The sequence below is a fragment of the Microbacterium ureisolvens genome (assembly GCF_015278315.1).
Taxonomy (GTDB): Bacteria; Actinomycetota; Actinomycetes; order Actinomycetales; family Microbacteriaceae; genus Microbacterium; species Microbacterium ureisolvens.
Map to the genome: position 1 here is coordinate 1 of NZ_JADIJE010000022.1, position 16695 is coordinate 16695.

The 16695-nt window shown below is 66.3% G+C and carries 17 protein-coding genes; 2 read left to right on the top strand and 15 right to left on the bottom strand.

The annotated features are described in order from the left end of the window. Window positions 1-470: 470 nt before the first annotated feature. The 7 genes from IM767_RS20040 to IM767_RS20070 are packed head-to-tail and all read right to left on the bottom strand — an operon-like array spanning window position 471 to window position 7870. A complete protein-coding gene (locus IM767_RS20040) occupies window positions 471-1520 on the bottom strand; it encodes a M15 family metallopeptidase (RefSeq protein ID WP_194398963.1) in 1050 nt (349 codons plus the stop codon). Next, window positions 1517-2932, bottom strand: coding sequence for an ATP/GTP-binding protein (locus tag IM767_RS20045; RefSeq protein WP_162564410.1), 1416 nt, complete (start codon window positions 2930-2932; stop codon window positions 1517-1519). Before IM767_RS20045 ends, IM767_RS20040 begins: the two co-directional genes overlap by 4 nt. Next, window positions 2929-4584: a hypothetical protein gene (locus IM767_RS20050; protein ID WP_109212246.1), complete on the bottom strand. Its 1656-nt coding sequence runs from the start codon at window positions 4582-4584 to the stop codon at window positions 2929-2931. The genes IM767_RS20045 and IM767_RS20050 overlap by 4 nt, the downstream gene beginning before the upstream one ends. Beyond that, a complete protein-coding gene (locus IM767_RS20055) occupies window positions 4581-5912 on the bottom strand; it encodes a hypothetical protein (RefSeq protein ID WP_162564411.1) in 1332 nt (443 codons plus the stop codon). Before IM767_RS20055 ends, IM767_RS20050 begins: the two co-directional genes overlap by 4 nt. A 3-nt stretch (window positions 5913-5915) precedes the next feature. Beyond that, a complete protein-coding gene (locus tag IM767_RS20060; protein ID WP_162564412.1) occupies window positions 5916-6569 on the bottom strand; it encodes a hypothetical protein in 654 nt (217 codons plus the stop codon). Between the two features lie 7 nt (window positions 6570-6576). Beyond that, window positions 6577-6855: a hypothetical protein gene (locus tag IM767_RS20065; RefSeq protein ID WP_109212249.1), complete on the bottom strand. Its 279-nt coding sequence runs from the start codon at window positions 6853-6855 to the stop codon at window positions 6577-6579. Window positions 6856-6868: 13 nt separating this feature from the next. Continuing rightward, complete coding sequence (locus tag IM767_RS20070) at window positions 6869-7870, bottom strand: MinD/ParA family ATP-binding protein (protein ID WP_162564413.1); 1002 nt, start codon at window positions 7868-7870, stop codon at window positions 6869-6871. Window positions 7871-8251: 381 nt separating this feature from the next. Here IM767_RS20070 and IM767_RS20075 point away from each other — a divergent pair, with 381 nt between their 5' ends. Continuing rightward, entirely contained in the window at window positions 8252-8545 is a 294-nt protein-coding gene (locus tag IM767_RS20075) for an ArsR/SmtB family transcription factor (protein WP_162564414.1), read from the top strand. Window positions 8546-8943: 398 nt separating this feature from the next. Here the strand turns inward: IM767_RS20075 and IM767_RS20085 are convergent, their stop codons facing one another. From IM767_RS20085 to IM767_RS20105, 6 genes are all read right to left on the bottom strand, one after another. Next, window positions 8944-9756 (bottom strand): ParA family protein, encoded by an 813-nt coding sequence (locus tag IM767_RS20085; RefSeq protein WP_109212253.1) that lies wholly within the window; start codon window positions 9754-9756, stop codon window positions 8944-8946. A 28-nt stretch (window positions 9757-9784) separates the two neighbouring features. Then, on the bottom strand, window positions 9785-10072 hold the full coding sequence (locus IM767_RS21210) for a glutaredoxin domain-containing protein (protein ID WP_109212254.1): 288 nt from the start codon (window positions 10070-10072) through the stop codon (window positions 9785-9787). A gap of 313 nt (window positions 10073-10385) precedes the next feature. Next, the gene (locus IM767_RS20090) at window positions 10386-12260 is read right to left on the bottom strand and encodes a type IV secretory system conjugative DNA transfer family protein (RefSeq protein ID WP_109212255.1); all 1875 of its coding nucleotides are present in this window, start codon (window positions 12258-12260) and stop codon (window positions 10386-10388) included. After that, window positions 12260-13009, bottom strand: a complete 750-nt coding sequence (locus IM767_RS20095; RefSeq protein WP_109212256.1) for a hypothetical protein — start codon at window positions 13007-13009, stop codon at window positions 12260-12262. Before IM767_RS20095 ends, IM767_RS20090 begins: the two co-directional genes overlap by 1 nt. 412 nt (window positions 13010-13421) lie before the next feature. Next, entirely contained in the window at window positions 13422-14588 is a 1167-nt protein-coding gene (locus tag IM767_RS20100) for a hypothetical protein (protein ID WP_162564415.1), read from the bottom strand. 152 nt (window positions 14589-14740) lie between these two features. Next, window positions 14741-14971, bottom strand: a complete 231-nt coding sequence (locus IM767_RS20105) for a hypothetical protein (RefSeq protein WP_109212258.1) — start codon at window positions 14969-14971, stop codon at window positions 14741-14743. A 332-nt stretch (window positions 14972-15303) separates the two neighbouring features. On the opposite strand from IM767_RS20105, the gene IM767_RS20110 reads away from it, so the two are divergent. Continuing rightward, a complete protein-coding gene (locus IM767_RS20110) occupies window positions 15304-15552 on the top strand; it encodes a glutaredoxin family protein (protein WP_162564416.1) in 249 nt (82 codons plus the stop codon). Between the two features lie 23 nt (window positions 15553-15575). On the opposite strand, the gene IM767_RS20115 is transcribed toward IM767_RS20110, so the two are convergent. After that, window positions 15576-15884, bottom strand: coding sequence for a hypothetical protein (locus IM767_RS20115; protein ID WP_109212260.1), 309 nt, complete (start codon window positions 15882-15884; stop codon window positions 15576-15578). A gap of 143 nt (window positions 15885-16027) precedes the next feature. Then, the gene (locus IM767_RS20120) at window positions 16028-16657 is read right to left on the bottom strand and encodes a hypothetical protein (RefSeq protein ID WP_162564417.1); all 630 of its coding nucleotides are present in this window, start codon (window positions 16655-16657) and stop codon (window positions 16028-16030) included. Window positions 16658-16695: the final 38 nt, after the last annotated feature.

Here is a 16695-nt window from a genome sequence, read left to right on the forward strand (position 1 = left end):
GACGGCGGCGTCAGCGCCGCCTGGGCCGTTTGACCCCCATCGAGTTCGAGACCATCATGAACACGACCGTCGCACTGGCGGCGTGACTACAACCTGTCACCGATCCGTGCAGCAGTCCCCAATGTAGAGCCCGAGCGCTGCAAGCGAGCTCGCCGCGCCCATCAGGTAGCTGGCCAAATCGAGCTGCGTCATCCGGGATGCCGGCGCTCCGGTGCCATTACCCCAGCAACAGGTAATCGGCAACGAACGTACGTGCGGCCGCCTGGGCGGCCTCAACCGTTGGGTGCGTCCCTAGGTCAACCTCTAGAGAGAAGTCGGCGGGCAGGACGCGCATCTCTAGGCCAGCCTGGAAGGAACTCGGAGGCCGCTCGTCGACCCAAGCGGTGACGGTGGTGATGTGTGCAGTGTTGACCCAGCGGAGAGTGCTGCTATCGCTGGCTGTAGGGATCTGGACAAGCATGATCGTCTCCTTAGGTAGGGGTGGCTAGGCCGTAGAACTCCCAGTGCCAGGCTTCATCAGGGCCGCTGCCACCGGGCTCCGCCCAGTCTGGATGGACCCACCCGAACCGCCCTGCATTGGCCTTCAGCCACCGGTAGGTGGCCGAGTCATACCCGATCGTGGCGTGGCTCTGGGTGCCGATATCGACCGCCAGCGCCCACCCATGGTTGGACATTCCCGGGTCGGCGGCGTTCTGACAGGCACGACGGGCGCACCAGTACTGCTGCGCGTCGACTTGGCCCTCGTAGTCCCGGTATGCGTCGTTGATCGGGAGGTTGTAGCCGAACTCAGCTTCGAACGCGTCGTTGAGTGCTGCGAGGGCGGCGGCGGCGTCGGGCCGGAGGTAGAGCGGGCCGAGATCCGACCACGGGATAGGTGCGAGCTGTGCCTGTGGAATGCGGCCGTTGTCGTGACCGCCCCAGGCACCCGGTGCGGTGCCGTTGGCGGCCGCATAGTTGCCGGTCGTACACGCGACCGTCAGCGCCGCGGTGACTTCCTGCGCGGGCTTCTCCCACTTGGCGTAGTGGTTCGGGTTGCTGTTGATCTGCACCCGGTGGATCGCTTCGGATGCCGGCAGACGCTCCCAATCGTCGACGCTAACGAGGCGCTGGTAGAAGAGCGTCGCAGCCGTCGACGGGTTCAGCCGGTCGTCTTGACTCCCCCATGAGTCTTGCTGCTGGAACAGGCCGATCGACGTCGTGCGGGATCCGTCCGGGTTCGTGACGCCGCTGGTCTCGTAGTCGCCATAGGTGATGTTCCGTAGCCCCGACTCCCCCATCGCAGCCATGACGCCGAGCAGCTGCGCACGGGCGTCAAGCCCGAGCGCGGTTGCAGCGTTCATGATGGCTGCGGCGTTCATGAGCTGATCGCCGCTATAACCGGCGACAGTTCGCGCCTGCACGGCTGCCGCGGACGCGGCGCCGCAGTTCGGGCCCTGCGTGCCGACCGAGCCGAGCAGGAACGTGGTCCCTGCCAGCACGACAGCCGCAGCGCCCACCGCGACGCCGCTGAGGATCTTCACCCGGCGTCCTCCGCGGTGACCTGCATCGCGTCGTCGGTGTCGGTCAGTTCCCGCTCCCACTCGGAGCGAACGTGCTGCACCTCCACCTCTGGCTGCGAGCCGTACTTGAACACGAAGTGACCGGGCGCGAGCCGCTGCAGCACATCTGCCGTGCTCGGTTCGAAGTCGAACGTGCGGACCGCCCAGGCGGCATCCTCGGGCCTGTCCTGCCGGAACATGTAGATCGACTGCGCCTCGCTGATGACCGTCTGTCCGGGCGAGTCGGGTGCAATGTCCTTGCCCTTATGGAAGACGAACACGTTCGACAGGCCCAGCGCGCGGGAGAGCTTCTGGTTGCTCTTGAGCAGGTGCGCGGTGGGACCATCAACCATGTCCCACCCTTCCTCGTAAACCACGGTGGTCGCCCAACCCCGTTCCCCGCGCAGCCGGCCCATCATCCACTCGTTGCCGATCGCGCGCACGACGTTCACGGCGGGGCCGTCGTTGGGGAGCTGCGAGATGTCAAAGCTCGTGAGCTTGCCGGTCAGGTCGACCGTCTCGGACGTTTCACCGTCGAGCAGACCGGCGTACTCCTCGAGGAGGCCGGTGAGCGTCCACCGCACGCCGAGGCCGGCGTGGTGCAGGAGGTCACGCGCGGAGGGTGCGAGATCGTCATACTTCGAGTCGTTGGGGATCCTGCCAAGGAACGGCAGCACATCACTCATCGTCGGCGTCCGGCCGTCCTCGAACTGAGCGAGAGTCAGGGTGAGCGCTGCCCGGACCGACTCTTCTTCCCAGTCGGTCAGACGGGCGTTTTCGCGGGCGATACGCACGATGGTGTGCAGTAGGCGGTAGGTACCGGCGGCGCCGGCACCGTTGCGCACGATGAGCGGGTCGAGCAGATTCAGCCTCGTCGAGCTGGATCCGTCGACGGTGAATCGGAGCGGATCTGCGCCATACGCGCGCGCGATCGCTGCGTACTCGCCTTCCTCGCCCTGGGGCTTCTTGTCGAACACCACGGCGCGCCGGTGCTTCAGCAGCAGCGGCCGACCTACACAGACCGTCTTGACGAAGCTCGATTTGCCGCCGCCGACCCCGCCGGCGACGACGGTGTTAGGGCTCGAGACGAGCCGCGGGCGCGCGTTGTAGGCGGTGACCGGGTCGTGCGCGATGAGTGTGTGCGAGAGCTGGTCGCGGCCGTTGGCTATGCCCTGCGTGCCGGTCGGCTGTCCAATCAGTGCCGTGTTCAGCACGGCTGCTTGACGAGTCGTCGACGGTGCGCCGGTCAGCTTCGGGGCGTACAGACCTCGACGAGCTGCGCGATAGGAGCCGCGCAGCTGCGAGCCAGGCAGCTCATATGGTGATACCTCGCGGGCGGGGTTCTCGTCGACGGCAGCTTGCTGCTGCCGCCGGGTCAAGTTCGACTCACTCACGCGATCGCCTCCTTCTCTCCGCGGCCGGCTAGGACGTTCATCGCGGCGGCGCTGAACGACGCTTTGCGGCGCTCGAGGCCTCGCGCGATGGGCCAAGTGGTGCCGCTGGCTGCGGATTGGTACGAGTCCAGCCAGTCGAGCCGTTCGATGCCGAGATTGGTTTCGCAGACTTCCGCGAGCCGCCGGCATGCTCCGGCGAGCTCTTCCCGGTCGGGTGCAGTGACCGTCACAAACCCGATCCAGTTCGCGCCATGGTGGTGCGAGCCGGCCGAAAGGTCCGCGCGGCGACGTAGCGCCGCGATGACTCGGGTGCTCGTCTCGTCGTTGCCGATCTGCCCGTTCGATGTCTCCGAGAGCTGATCGGCCATGTCCTTGACGACGTCGCCCTTCGCGGCCTGCTTTGCCTCGGCCGCGGGCACGAGCTCGATCTGGAACGACAGGGTGCGAACGATATCCAGTTCGCGGCCCACGAGCGCATCGACAAGCCAGAGCGGCGTACGCTCTGCAACCGCCATGTCTTCGGCGTGGATCGCTGCGGTGCGGTGCCACCACTGCACCGGCTGACCCGTCTCGGGGTCGACGCTGTCGACGATGTGCGCCGAGAACTCGTCGTGACTCGGCTCGCCCAAGTCCATCGGGGTCAGACCGGCCATGTAGTCGACCGGGCGAGAGGGGTTCTGCATGTGGCGGATGACCGCCGTCACACCCCGAGCCGTGAGCGGCTCGACCGTGCCCATCCGGGCCTCGGTGAGTCCTCGCACGACGGACTCAATCTCGACGGCCATGAGCGCCCTCCACCCATCCCGATCGGGGCCATACCTGCGAGCCGCAGCAACGAATTGCGGCGTTACCGGCCACCGGCCGACGAGGTAGTGGCGCTGCACCATGGCACCCTGACCTGTCTTGATCAGAACTTCCTCGTACGAGCGCATGGCGTCGGCCGGCGCCGTTTCGTCGAGGTTGTTCATCAGCCACCACTCCTGAAGAGCGGAATCGGCCGGGAGGACCCGCGTGAGCGGTTGCAGCACACGCAGCAGCGACCCTTCCGGCGCTCGGTTGGCGAGGAAGCGTGAGAATGCGTCAGCAGCGGTGCGCACGGTCGATGCCGATTCGAGGCCGCGCAACTGGCCGCCTAGCGCGAACGCCACACTGAGGTACGGCTCTTCGCCCGAGGGTCCGTGCCATGCGATGCCAGGCACTCCTCGAGCGGACTGCAGCCAGCCCATCCCGTCCGCCCCATCGGGAACGGCTCGCATCGCGAGCAGCTCGCGCTGCCAGTCGGCGCGGGCCCGCTTCTCGGCCTTGTCGCGCGTTTTGCGCGTGCGGTTTAGCGCGTCGGTGAGCATGTCCCAACGCGCTCCGTCGAAGGGGATGAACCGATCGGTTCCTGCCGTCCTGCGGCTCTTCCAGCGCTGCCGGCGTCGGCGCCGCTCGAGGATGCTGCCACGATGGGTGTTCATCGTCAGCATGAAGATCGCCACGATGACCGCCAGCCCTGCGAACAGGACCCACGCGCCAAATGCAGGCGTCAAAAACATCGTGACGATGACGGCGGCGCCGATCCCAATCGTGCGTTCCCGCGACACGCGGCCGCCGAAGAACCCGCGGTGTGCGCCCTCACCGCCCAGGTAGTAGCGTCCATCGTCGCTCATAGCCGGTCCTTCCCGTACGACTCACGCGGCGGGGGCGTCACGCTCGTGTCTGCGGCCTCTTTCGCACCCCGGTAACCCTTGGCGACGGCCGACGTCGCCACCGCCCCGGCGGCGCCGCCTACAGCACGCGCGGCCATGCCCGCGCGTGCTGCCCCACCGGCTCCGGCTGTCACGACACGACCGCTGCCAGCCGGCGATGTGCTGGCACCCGAGCGCGCAGCCGCCGCCTGCCCCAGCGTGGGACCCGCGGGTGCGGCTGCACCGCGAACCGTCTGTGCCGGTCCGTTCGACGGTGACGTTGCAGGAGTTGGCACGGAAGTCGGCGGCGACGGGGACGGCCGGAGCTGCGCCGGCGACGGCGACCCGATCCGCGGTGCCGGCCCACCGGTTGCGGACGGCGCCCCGCCTCCGCTGATGCTCTTGACATAGCCAACCAGGAAGAACGGGGACAGCGCAGCAGCCCACATCGCCATGACGGCGACGAGCAGCGAGATCAAGTTCTTCCAGCCGTCGCTCCCCCACGAGTCCAGGGTGTTGCCGATCAGTCGGAACGCGAGCCCGAGCAACAAGAACAGAAGCGGATGGGTGAGCAGGATGCCCACCCATACGCCCACTGCGCGCAGCCCCGTGCTGCGCCGTGCCGGATCGATCACCCACACCGAGGCGAGTGGGATCAGAGCGCCCGAGAAATAGAGCGTCACGAGCTGCACCACGAACAGGATCACCACGAACAGCAACCCGATCGCCATTGCCCAGCCGATCATCCATGCGATGTAGACGCCGCCCGCGAAGAGGGCGGGGTCTTCGAGGAGAACCCGCGTGAGGTCCATGGCGAGCTGTTCCGCGGTGCCGCCGTACGCCCACTCCAACAGTGAGTTGCTCAGCGCGTGGATGAAGTTGACGATCAGAATGCCAATGAAGGGGCCGAACATCACCCCGAGGATGAAACCGGGGAAATACAGCCCGATCGCGTGCAGCGTGTCCCTGCCCGACTGCGTTCCCTTCGCTGTCCGAAGCAACTGAACCACCAGGAGCACAACGGCAACCAAGAGCGAGAGCGCGAAGCTGACCTTGTACGTCTCCAAAAAAGCACGGCTGCTGAGGTCAGGGAGAGTCGCACCAGTCAGGGCGGGGAGGAAGTCTTTCGTGAGCCCGTCGACGGCATCGCGTGCGGCTTTGTACGAGTTTCCGAACGGGTCCGACCAGAACCCGACCGTACCGCCGACACCGTTGATTACGTCGGTGGCCCCGTCAATCAAACCGCCGATCGGGTTCCACCCGCCGTCTGGCGTAGGCGTAGGCGTAGGCGTAGGCGTAGGCGTAGCCATGGCTCAGCACCCTCCGGTGAAGTCCGTGCTGTCGGTGAGCTTCGTTGCATCCTCGGCCGCGGAATTGTCCACGCCGGTCACTGTCCAATTGCCAGCGACCGTCTGACCGAGAGTGACAGTCGGAACGAACGTCCGGCTGGTGATTGCCCCATCCACCACCATCGGGAGCGAGAGCGTCACGACAGCGCTGTCGGGCGTATAGTTCTGCACCGCGTAAGACCCGTTCACCGTCGTAACGCTGAACGGGTTCGGACCGGTCCACGATTCCATCGAGGACACGTAGCTGCTCCACCAATCAGCGCTTAGATCGCTGTTCCAACTGGCGGCTTGCTCGAGGTCTTCGGGCAGCGGTAGCTGCAGTACGTACCGGATGAAGGACGCGGCGTATGACACCGCGCCCTCAGGCGAGTGTGCTGCACCCCGCTGAGCGGTGAACAACTGATCTGCTGTGAGATCTGGCCCGCCTAGACACGCATCGACGCCGGTACCCGTGGGAGCCGGCGTCGACGCATCGCCCGCAGGTGTGGGATCTGGCGTTCCGCTACCTCGAGCCCCGTAGAGCACGCCGAGGACGATGGCGGCGACGAGCACGACTACTCCCCCGCCAACGAGCCACGGCCACAGCCGCCGTTTGGGTCGATTGCTGTTCGTGCTCATGCTTGACCTATCCGAAGACCGCGATGATGGCGCCGACGATCACGCCCAGCGCGACGAGCGCGCCCAGCGAGATCCCGGCCCACAGTGCCTGAGTGCGGCCCTCCTTGTAGGCCTGCGGGTTGCTGCTGCTGCTCTGCGCCATGCCCACGATGCCGCGGATGAGAAACACGATCGCGAGCACGATCGCGATTCCCCAGAGACCCGCGAAGAGCTTCTGCCAGAGCTCCGTGAACTCGGCGCCGAAGATGGAGAAGTCAGGGATGATCCCGTCGATTGGATTTTCCATTGGGGTTGCCTCTCTAGTGGTTCAGTCGTCTCGTCAGCTGAGTGATGACGGCGGCGCCGGCATGGGTGTAAGCGTCGATGGTCGGCTTGCGCAGCCGGTCGAGGGTGATCGTCGATCGCTCCGCGATGTGCGGGTCATACGGAATATTGACCACCTGGCGGATCCCGGCCGACGCGAGCGCGTCGGCCACGTAGGCCCGCACGTCGGGCGCAACGGGTCGACCGTCGTCGATGCGCAGCGCGATCGCGTTTTGCCCGAGGGCGGCTGCGTGGCCGCCCTGCCTGTGTAGGAACCTTGCGAGCTGGTGCGCACCATTCACAGAATCGACCGCGTCGAGCACAGGGATCACGAGCACGTCGGCCGACGCAACGGCGCCGTAGAACGCGCTCGAGGAGGCCTGATTGCCCGAGTCCATGATTCGCACCGGGTAGAAGAATCCGAGCAAATCGGACACGTTTTGCACGTCGGTGTGACTCAACGCCGCCCGATCGTGCACCGTGCCGATTACCGCGGCGTATGACGTCTGCTGCGCCACGTAGCCGCTGAGCTGGCCAGCGCCGCGAATCGTACCGACATCGCGCACAAGCTCAGCGATGCCCGCTCGCGCCGGACCCTCAGCGCGGACGGCGAGAGCGCCCGGGTCGTCCGTAACCTCGAACACGCACGTCTGCCCGCCGCGAATGCTGGCGATCACTCCCCCGAGGATCAAGGCGCTCGGGGTTTTCCCTACCCCGCCCTTCGGATTGGCGAGGAGCACCCCGACGCTTCGCGACCACGACCCAAGCCGGATAGTGGTTCGATCGGCTTCGATCTGCTGGGCCGCCAGCTGCGCCTTGGATGGTCCACGTCGGCCGAGTCCGAAGCCTGACCGCCGAGGCTGCTCAGCCGTTGTCGGGATGACTGGCTGCACGTCCTCCACGCGACCCGTCACGGGCGCTGGCGGTGCGGGCTCCGGCTGGCTTACTCGAAGCAGTAACGCCTCGGATTCCATGACACTTTCGTCTTCACCCACCATGTCTGCGCCCTTCGCGCTCTTGTCCCCCATTCGGGGGACAAGGCCAACAATCTCACCTGAAGCGGCGGGCTCTCCCCCGCCGCCCAGTTCCGTCGGCCACTCCTCGAAGTAGCTTTCGGCCCGTCGAGCGCCCGTAAATACGGCCCCAGCGGGCCGCTGCGGCGGGCACTGTCCCTCGTTGTCCATGCACACCCCCTGGGATGACCTTCTGAGTGTATGTGGGCATTGCTCCGATCCCGGAATCATTGTCCACACATTCCGCAACTTAGCAGATTAACCGTTATGTTGTTCCAACACGCGGCACGATACCGCGAGGACGCGACATTCCGGGCTGTGGGTGGGAGGTAGGGAAGAATGACGGGTATGCCTCGACGGTCTCCGGTGCCCAATCTGTCGGGCGCTGCTGCAGCCGCGCATTGGGCGATTCAGAACGAGACGCGCCTAAGTGTGCTCCGCGCACTGCTCAGCAGTGGTCCAGCAACCCGCGCTGATATCACCGCCGCGACAGGGCTGACGGTGTCGACGACCCTCGGCGCGATCCGTGATCTTGAACACGCCGGCTACGTTCTCACCAATGTCGAGGGCGACCGAAAAGGCCAGCGTGTCGAATATTCGGTGGACCGACAGAAGGTGACGGCCGACCTCTTCGACCTCCTGGGCTGGTTGCTGGGTTGACCCGCTCGAGGCGGTGACAATTGCGGCTCAGCGCCACCCGGCGTTGCGGATCGCCTCTTCCACCAGGTCACGCTTTGAACGTCCAGTGGCGGCTGCCGCCCTGTCGATGATGTCGGTGACATCGGGGCTAACTCGTGTCGAGAGTTGCACCGTCTGTTCGCGACGGGGTGCAGCTGCGCTCATCGCCGGCGTTCCGGCGCTGCTCGGCGCCGCTGGCGTCGAGGCTGCCGCGGGCACGCTTCGCGCACCCCTGCCCTCGTCAGGGATGCTCGGCGGGGTTGGTGTTGTGCTCGGCGCCGATTCCTGCGTGCCGGGTCGGTAGTCGATGGGGTCTACGCCGGCATCCGCCGCCGGCACGGGCTTGGTCCGTCCAGGTCGCGCGGGTCGCTCTTGCATGCTCATCGGATCACCTTTCCCACGATTGCCGCGTAGCTGTCGCGCACGGGCGTTCCCTTCCGGTATTTGCCGAACCACTCCCCCGCCATGCGACTCTCGGGGACGATCGATAGATGCGGCACGATCGGCTGAATGATCGGGGCAAGCTCGCGCAGCTGCTCGATCGCGTCGGTTTCGCTGAAGCTCATGAACCCCGTGCCGTCGCGTGTTACCGCCACGCCGGCCTCGTCGATGCCCGCCTGGGCTCCGATCGCCGCCATGTGGCGTCGGAACGCGGCCACCGTCCGCTGAGCCCCAGTGACGCCGTCCACGCCTGAATCGCTCGCAGTGGCGGCGTACAGTACGCTCTCCGCGGCGTGCAGCGCAGAGAGCGTCAGTGGACCGCCCTGGCGGTTTGCGCAGTCGATGACGACGAGGTCGGCCTCGAGGTCGGTCAGCGAGGTCTTCAAGCGCAGCTCGGCGTAGTCGTCACGCTCGCTCTCGCGGTTGCTCAACTCGCGGGCTGCCGGGATTACGCGAAGGTTCGGGCTCCACTTGCTCGGTACCGCAAGATCCTCGGCCCAGCCGCTCGGGTCGTCCTTTGCTCCGAGGATCGCTCCGACGTGGAGCCCTTCTCCCGTGGGCTCGACGCGCAGCCACTTCGTAGTGGCCGCTCGCGGGTCGAGATCGATCAGGACCACGCGCCTCGGCGCAACACCCGCGATTCCCTTCTCCGGATCTTCGGTCACACCCTCCGCGGCAACCATCGCAATACTCACTGCGGTAGTCGTCTTCTTGACGCCGCCCGCCTCGCTGTACACCATGACCGTCTGCATGATCGCATCCTACTTTCTTTCTAGCGTTCTAACTAGCTTTCTTTCCTTCTGTCTTGCTTTCTAGAAAGCAAGACAGAAGGCAACCAACATATGCGGATCCGAGGAACCCCGGACCAGGACGCATACCTTCGACCTGCACCACGGGCAGCTGCGTAAACCCAAGCGCCCGCAACTCATCCGCCCGCGCCGTCCCGGAGCTCGTCGACGAGCTTCGGCACTCGATGCGCCTCGCGTCAAGCGCTCGATACGTTGCCGTGCACTGCACGCAGCCCGGACGACCGATCACCGTTACCCGTTGTGTGGTCTTTGCACCCATTCGTCCCTGATCCTTTCCCCCTCACGTTTTCTTGCCGTGGAGGCGCGAAAGTGCCATTCAGGGCAGAGGACGGAGTACAACCCGGAGGCGGCGGGGGAGAGAGTTTCGGTGCGAATAAGGGAGCCTGCGACCGCGTGCCGAAAGTCTCGGGGGAGTAGGCGGCGCAGCCGCTTGCGCGGAGGACGAGGCCCGTAAGATGCCGCAGGCTCCACGGCAAGAACGTTCGCCCCGCGAGGGCGTGGTGGGGCGGCCGCGTGCGGCTGGCCCCTTAGCGGCGCCTAGGCCGCCGGCACAATGTCCCGCGACGTGAGCGCTATTGGCTCGCGGGGGCTTCATCGACGGCGGACAGCTTGTCCTCGTCCTCCTCGTCGACGAGCTCGACATCGGCCACTGGTTTGGGGGAGGGGAACGACCGGAACGGCGCGATCGCGCCGCCCTGCACGATCCAGAACGATCCTTGTGAGGCCTCGCGGACGTCCTGGGGTGGCACGACGTAGGTGTGCTGCGCGCGGGCGGATCGCAGCTCGTCGCCGGCGGCAGCGCCAGAAGCTTCCATCCGCATCACAGTGCCGGCGTACTTGACGACGTCCTCGGGGTCTTTCGAGCGACCGAATATGAGAGCGGCGCCGCTGGATAGCGCGCGTCGCCGGCGCGTCTCGTCGTTCGACAGGCCCGCGATCGACTGGCCTGCGAGCACCAGGCCGGCGCCGGCCGAGCGCGACGTTTCGAACAGCATGCCCGCGCTGTCGCCTGGGTCGCTGGCACCGGTCACGAGCTGGGGGAACTCATCGATCACCACGAGCATTGGAGACTTGTCCCTTTTCGCAAGCCGGGTCGCCAAATAGCCGCGAAGGTCGGTGAGCAGGAGGTCGCCGAGCCGCGCCTGCGCTTCCTCCACGGGGGAGAGGGGCACGATGGTCAGATCGGCTGCGCCGTCACCGTAGCTCCATCCGCTCGAGGATAGGAAGGGCTCGAGCGGTCGCAACGCGGTCAGCAGCGTCGTCTGCACGCGGCTGATCCTGGTGGTGCCCATCCTGTCGACGGGCTGTGTCAGCACGTCGAGCTCCATCTGGTTGGAGACATGCGGGGCCGGTGCCGAGAGGCGCCCGAAAAGATCGCGCATGCCGGTCACGGGCCCGGTGCCCTGGATCGCCTGCAGCACGGCACGGATCTCATCGAGGTAGTACTGGTTAGCGCCGTCTGGTGCCGGCATCAGCCTCATGAGTTTTGTGGTGATCTGCTCGGTGGAGCCGGTGAACATGTTCCACGGCTCACCGACACGCACCGAGCGCCCGCGGCCGCGGCCGATCGTAGCGAGTTTCTCGGCGTCCTCGATATCGCCCTTGGCGTCGAGGAACACCACCCGCCAGCCCTGATCCAGTGCCGGCAGGATCAGGCCGTTGATGAGAACGGTCTTTCCCACGCCGCTTTCCGCGACGATGTAGGCGCGGGTGGCGCCGGCTCCGGTGGGTAGCACGGCGTAGCGTCCCGAGTCGTCGATCCAGTCCGGCACGCGTCGCTGGTCGATCATGCGATCGCGCAGCGTACGGACGGTGTTGTGCGTCACGAGGCCGAAGGCGAGCCTGCCGGAGCCGACGGGGTGGGGCGCGGTGAGGATCGTGCCGCCGGCGGCGGGGGAGAGCTGGCCGGTTGCGGGATCCAGTCGCATGCCGACCTTCCGTGCCGAGACGATGTCGGCGGCGCGCTTGCGTGCCGCTTCGATTCGCTCTTGCGTCACGACGTCGGGGATGGTGCGATCACGCACCATGTCGGCGAGCTGCCGGCGCCGAATCGACCACGCGACCGGGAGCAGCAGCACGCCCAGGAAGAAGTTCAGCAGCAGCCATGGCCACAGCGCGGCCCACGCGATGCTCCACCAGCTCTCCTGGGCGACGAGCGTGGCGGGGCCGTCTGCGATGATCCATCGGCCGACTAGGAACGCCTCGAGCATCAGGACGGCCGCGACGATGACGACGCCCACTGTGTTCACTGCCCAGTGCCAGCGGTGTGTGATCCAGAACGCGTGCCGCTTCGCGACCCGGTAGCCGGCGATCTGCGTCACGAGCCACGGGACTGCGAGGGGGAGCACGAGTGCGACGAGGACGGCGCCGAAGACGGCGCCGATGACGCTCGTGAGAGCGTCGCTGGCGGCGTCCGGCTGGGCCGGACGCTCCTGACTGGTGCTCATCAGTCCCTCCCTCCCCACACTGAGAGTTGATCGGGGAGAGGTGGTGGGGGCGGGGCAAGGTGCGTGCTGTCCGGTTGCGTGGACCAGGCACCCCTGAACGTGTCATCAACGATCCTGCCGCGCTCATCGAGGATCGGCAGCGTGACGATCCTCGATCGCAAAGAGGGGTGGACGAGCTTATCGGCCTCTCGGGCGATAGCCCGCGAGGCCTCCGGGGTGCCGAGGTAAACGACCCGATCGACGCCCTCCTGTATGCGGCGGACGTGATCGGGGAGGATCACCTGATATCGCAGCAGGGTCTTCGCCGTCAGCTCGACTTCGACGAGCTGGATGACGCCGTCTCGCTCCGCGACGCCGTCCGCCATGTGCTCCGCTTTCGTCGGCGGAACTCGATCGCGCCGCCACTCCGCGCCGCCGGCCAGGAACCGCGCCGACGTACTCGCCACCGCTACCTCGTGGCGCGTCGTCTGCTTAAACAAGTTTGGGCGTGCCTTTCCGGTTACCTGGAAGGTTGCCCAGACGATCGACCCATCCCGGAAGGTGGGCCGGCCACGGTCAAGTAGGCCGGCTTCCACCAATCGAGCCACCCACTGCTGGGCACGGCGCAGCGACACAGGACGCGGTTCGTTTGCAGTGCTCTGGCTGTCCTCGTCGAGCCCAGCCAGAGCCCAGCGCACTGCGTCCATGTCCGCGAGGCGCACCACGCGGAGCCAGTCGAGCATGCGTTCATCACGCAGGGTCATTTGCATCGCAGCACATCCTTTCCGTTGATCGCCGTCGCCTCAGCCGTCGGTGCGCTGCCCCGATCGGAACGCCGCTTGCTCGCGTCCAGCGTTGCCGTCTCCGCTGTGATCTGCCGTTCGCTCGTCTTCACCGCTGCACCCTCCGCGCCTTCGTCATCCCGGCCTATCGGCCGCATCGTCCTCGAGAGCTCTCAGGTCTGTTCTGTTGTTTGTTTCAGTTTTGTACTACTAGTTCAGTTTTCAACTTTGCCCTTGTCCCGCCCCCAGCACCGTTTACTTCCCAACCACCCTTGCACATAAGGAACGTTGGGCGAGGGTGGTTGGGAAGCGCGCCCGCGCGGTGGTGGGGGCGGGACAAGGGCAAAACGGGCCATGTCCGTTCGTTTGCCTATTCGCCCTCAGTGAATAGTCCCACGAACTACCGACGTCGGCTAGGGCGCGTCGGAAACTCCGCATGCATGGCTGCGATCGCCGCCTCGATCGCAGCGGATTCCTCAGCGAGCTCGGCACGTCGCGTTGCCTCCTGCGTACGTTCCGCGGCCTGCCGTTCGGAGCGCCGCCGACGCTCGTCCGCGGCGGCGAACTGGGGTGCGGCCGCACCTGCCGGCAGCGTCGCGCGGAGCAGCCATGCGAAGTAGGCGAGTGGGTCCCGTTGGTCGTCGATCGCGGCAACGCGTAGCTTGCTCTTGACCGCTCGACGATCGACCTCGTGCAGTAACCGTTCGACCGTCCATCCGCGGCCGACGAGGTCGTGCCGCTCGAGCAGGTCGCAGAGGCCGCCGACGTGACGGCCGTGTCGATCAAGCCACGGCATCCGGCGGCAGAGTCCCGCTGCGAGTCGTTGAACCTCGAGACTGCGAGGCTCTCGCAAGCCTTTGGCCGCTGTCGACTTCGTCTTAGCTGGCCGCCGCGGAGCGGCGGCCTTCGACGCGCGCGCGTGCGCGCGTCTTGGTGATCTTTCTGATAGGTGAGAAGAGCTGTTAACCCCCGTAGACGGGGGTAGGTAGACATTCTCCACAGCGCCGAGATTCTCGTCTGCGGCGTCGACGGGGGGCCGGTAGCCGGCGGGCATAACGAGTGCTCGCGTCGACGCCGCTCGCACCTGGTCGCCCCCATGCTTGGCACGAGCCTGTCGCCTCTCCGTCGTCGTGAGGTAGCGCCCTTCAGCGACGGTTACAGCGAGCCCCATCGCCTCGAGCAACTGACGCGCACGCTGAACGGTCTTGCTGCTCATCCCGAGCTGCGCGGCGACCGTCTCGTGCGCGGTGGCCACGCCGCGGCCGGTGCGCTGATCTGCGGCGGTGCGGTCCGCGTACGCTACCCGCAGCAACGTGTCCGGTGCGACTTTGGCGCGCCGACGCGCGGCCTCGCCGTCCGGTGTCCGCAGAACGTCCATGACGGCATCGAACCAAGCGGGTGCACTCGGCCAGGCCACCAGCGCGCCGTAGGCGCCGGCAGGTGCGGGGAGGGTCCAACTCCCCATCCGCTCGCGTGCAGGAGCGGAGGTGGCGTCCTGGGCTGGCGCTGCTCCCGACACGCCGAGCACGGCGTCAAAATCGCCGGCGTTTCGTGCACGGGCTACCATAGGGGCATCCCTTCCGGGTGGCTCGGATGGGTACGACAAAGCCCCGCCCCTGTGGGCGGTTCTTTGGGGGATATCGACCCGGGATCGGTCGCCAAACTTGAACCGGGTCGTAACTGGCTTCAGCCCCTCGCCTCAGGCGGGGGGCTCAGTCGTTAAGGCGTCTCGATAGGCAGCTCCCCATCGCGCGGGTTGGCCGGCCACGTTGTGGGCAGCCCTTGGTCGGTCAGCTCCAGGTGCGCCATGATGTGCTCGAACATCACGGCAGATGACACGTTCGCGATCTCCGCGACTCGATCCAGTCGCTCCTTGGCTGGCCGCTCCACCTCGTAGCCCAGATTCACCGGGTCGACGAGCGAGCCTCGGGGGCGTCTGCGGGGAGCCATGCGAACAGTAAACCCTTGGGCAAGGGTTAACGACCGGTAAGACACGCCCGTTAACCCTGGGCCTGGGGTTTCTTTCTCGATTGGTGCTGCACGGTGGTGCCAGCCGCTCGCGCTGCGGCCGCCGCCCCGACTGGGGGAGCGGCCGCAGTTTTCTTCCCTTCTCGGGCGCACGATCGTAGGCCGGCTCCACGGCTTGCCGTGCCGGCTCTGCGGCATATCCTCCCTCGCTGCGCTCGGTCCGGTAATCCTCGAGCTCGGCACTCACGCCGACCGCCGGCCTCTTGATCGCAATGCCCGGGAAGGGCAGAAAAACGATGGGGAGGACGAGGGCGATGGGTGCGGTGACGATTCTGGGTCGGGTGGGGTGCGGAGCATGCATCTTCACGAAACGGGCCCTCGATTTGGCTGGAATTGGCTACGTGGTGGTCGACGTCGACGAGAGCGAAGACGCCGCCCAGATCGCGCAAGAGGTAGCGGGTGAGCTAGGGCGAACGGAGCTGCCGATCGTGCTTTGTGATGACGGGACCCGGTGGTCCGGCTTGCGGTTGGACCGTATCGCCGACGTCGTGCGGATGGCGTAGGCGTGCTCGAGCTGCCGGAGTCATCAGTCCACGAGGAGCGGCATACCGGTGAGCCAGCGCGTGAAGTCATCAACTTCGCTGTCTGCTTCCTTGGTGGTGGCGAACTGTCCGAGCATGAGGGTGTGCGTCTCTCCGCTTCGGAGGGAGACGCGGACGCCGGCGAAGATCCCGGCTGGGCAGCGCTCGTCGAAAGATGCTCGGTATGTCGTGTCTACGGTGGCGTCGCTGACGCTCGAGATTTCGTCGAGGTTGACGATCAGTGATCCGGTGGTGCGAGGGATGCCGTAGGCGTCGCGGCGGTTGCTGACGACGAAGGTTTCGAATCGGCTCATTGTCCGATCGTCACCCCGAGCTGCCTCCGGCATGTGAGCAGTTGGGGTGGTTGTGGATGAGTCCACAAACTGTGCCCGACCGCTGCTGTTGGGGAGGAACCGATGTGGGGGAGTGTGAGGGGGAACCTTCCCCCTCACGGGCATCACTCCTCGCCGTTGTCTTCGTCAGCGATTCCCAGAGCACGACGGGCGATTTCCTCGGCACGGTCCAGCGTCATCCCTGCGGGAGCGATGATCTTGCCTCGTGCGATTGCGTGGCGTTCCTTTTCCCGTCGAGCCTGCTCGCGGATCACCCGAGGAGCCTTCGTGGCGATCGAGGCGTACTCCTCCCATGTGATGGGGTCGATGGGGGCCGCCTTGAAGCGCGCCATCACCAGGGCCGCCTGCGCCAGCCTCTTCTTCGTTGCGAAGCGCTCGTATCCGTCCCTCTCGGCGGTGACGTCGATGTGTGCGACGCGGTCCCAGAATCGGGCGGCCTGCCGGGCGTGTGCAGTGCGGGCGCGCCGCCAGGGGCCGAGCCGGGGAGCGGGAAGCATCGCACGCACCTCGTCGGCCACGTCCACCCGCAATGCTTCTTGACGCGCTTGCTCGGCGATCCGCTCGCGACGTCGTGCGGCCTGAGCCTCCCGCTTACGCTGGTCAAACTTCCCCGCTAGCGCTTCTCGCGTCGCCAATGCCAGCCGGTTCTCCGGGAGCTCGATGAGCAGGTTCTTGATTTCGGTTCGCGTGCGGATACGTCCGAAGAACTCGTCGGCTGTCTCGACCTTGTGCATCTCTTGCCCTTCCCTCCGTTTTTGCCGTAGAAGGCACG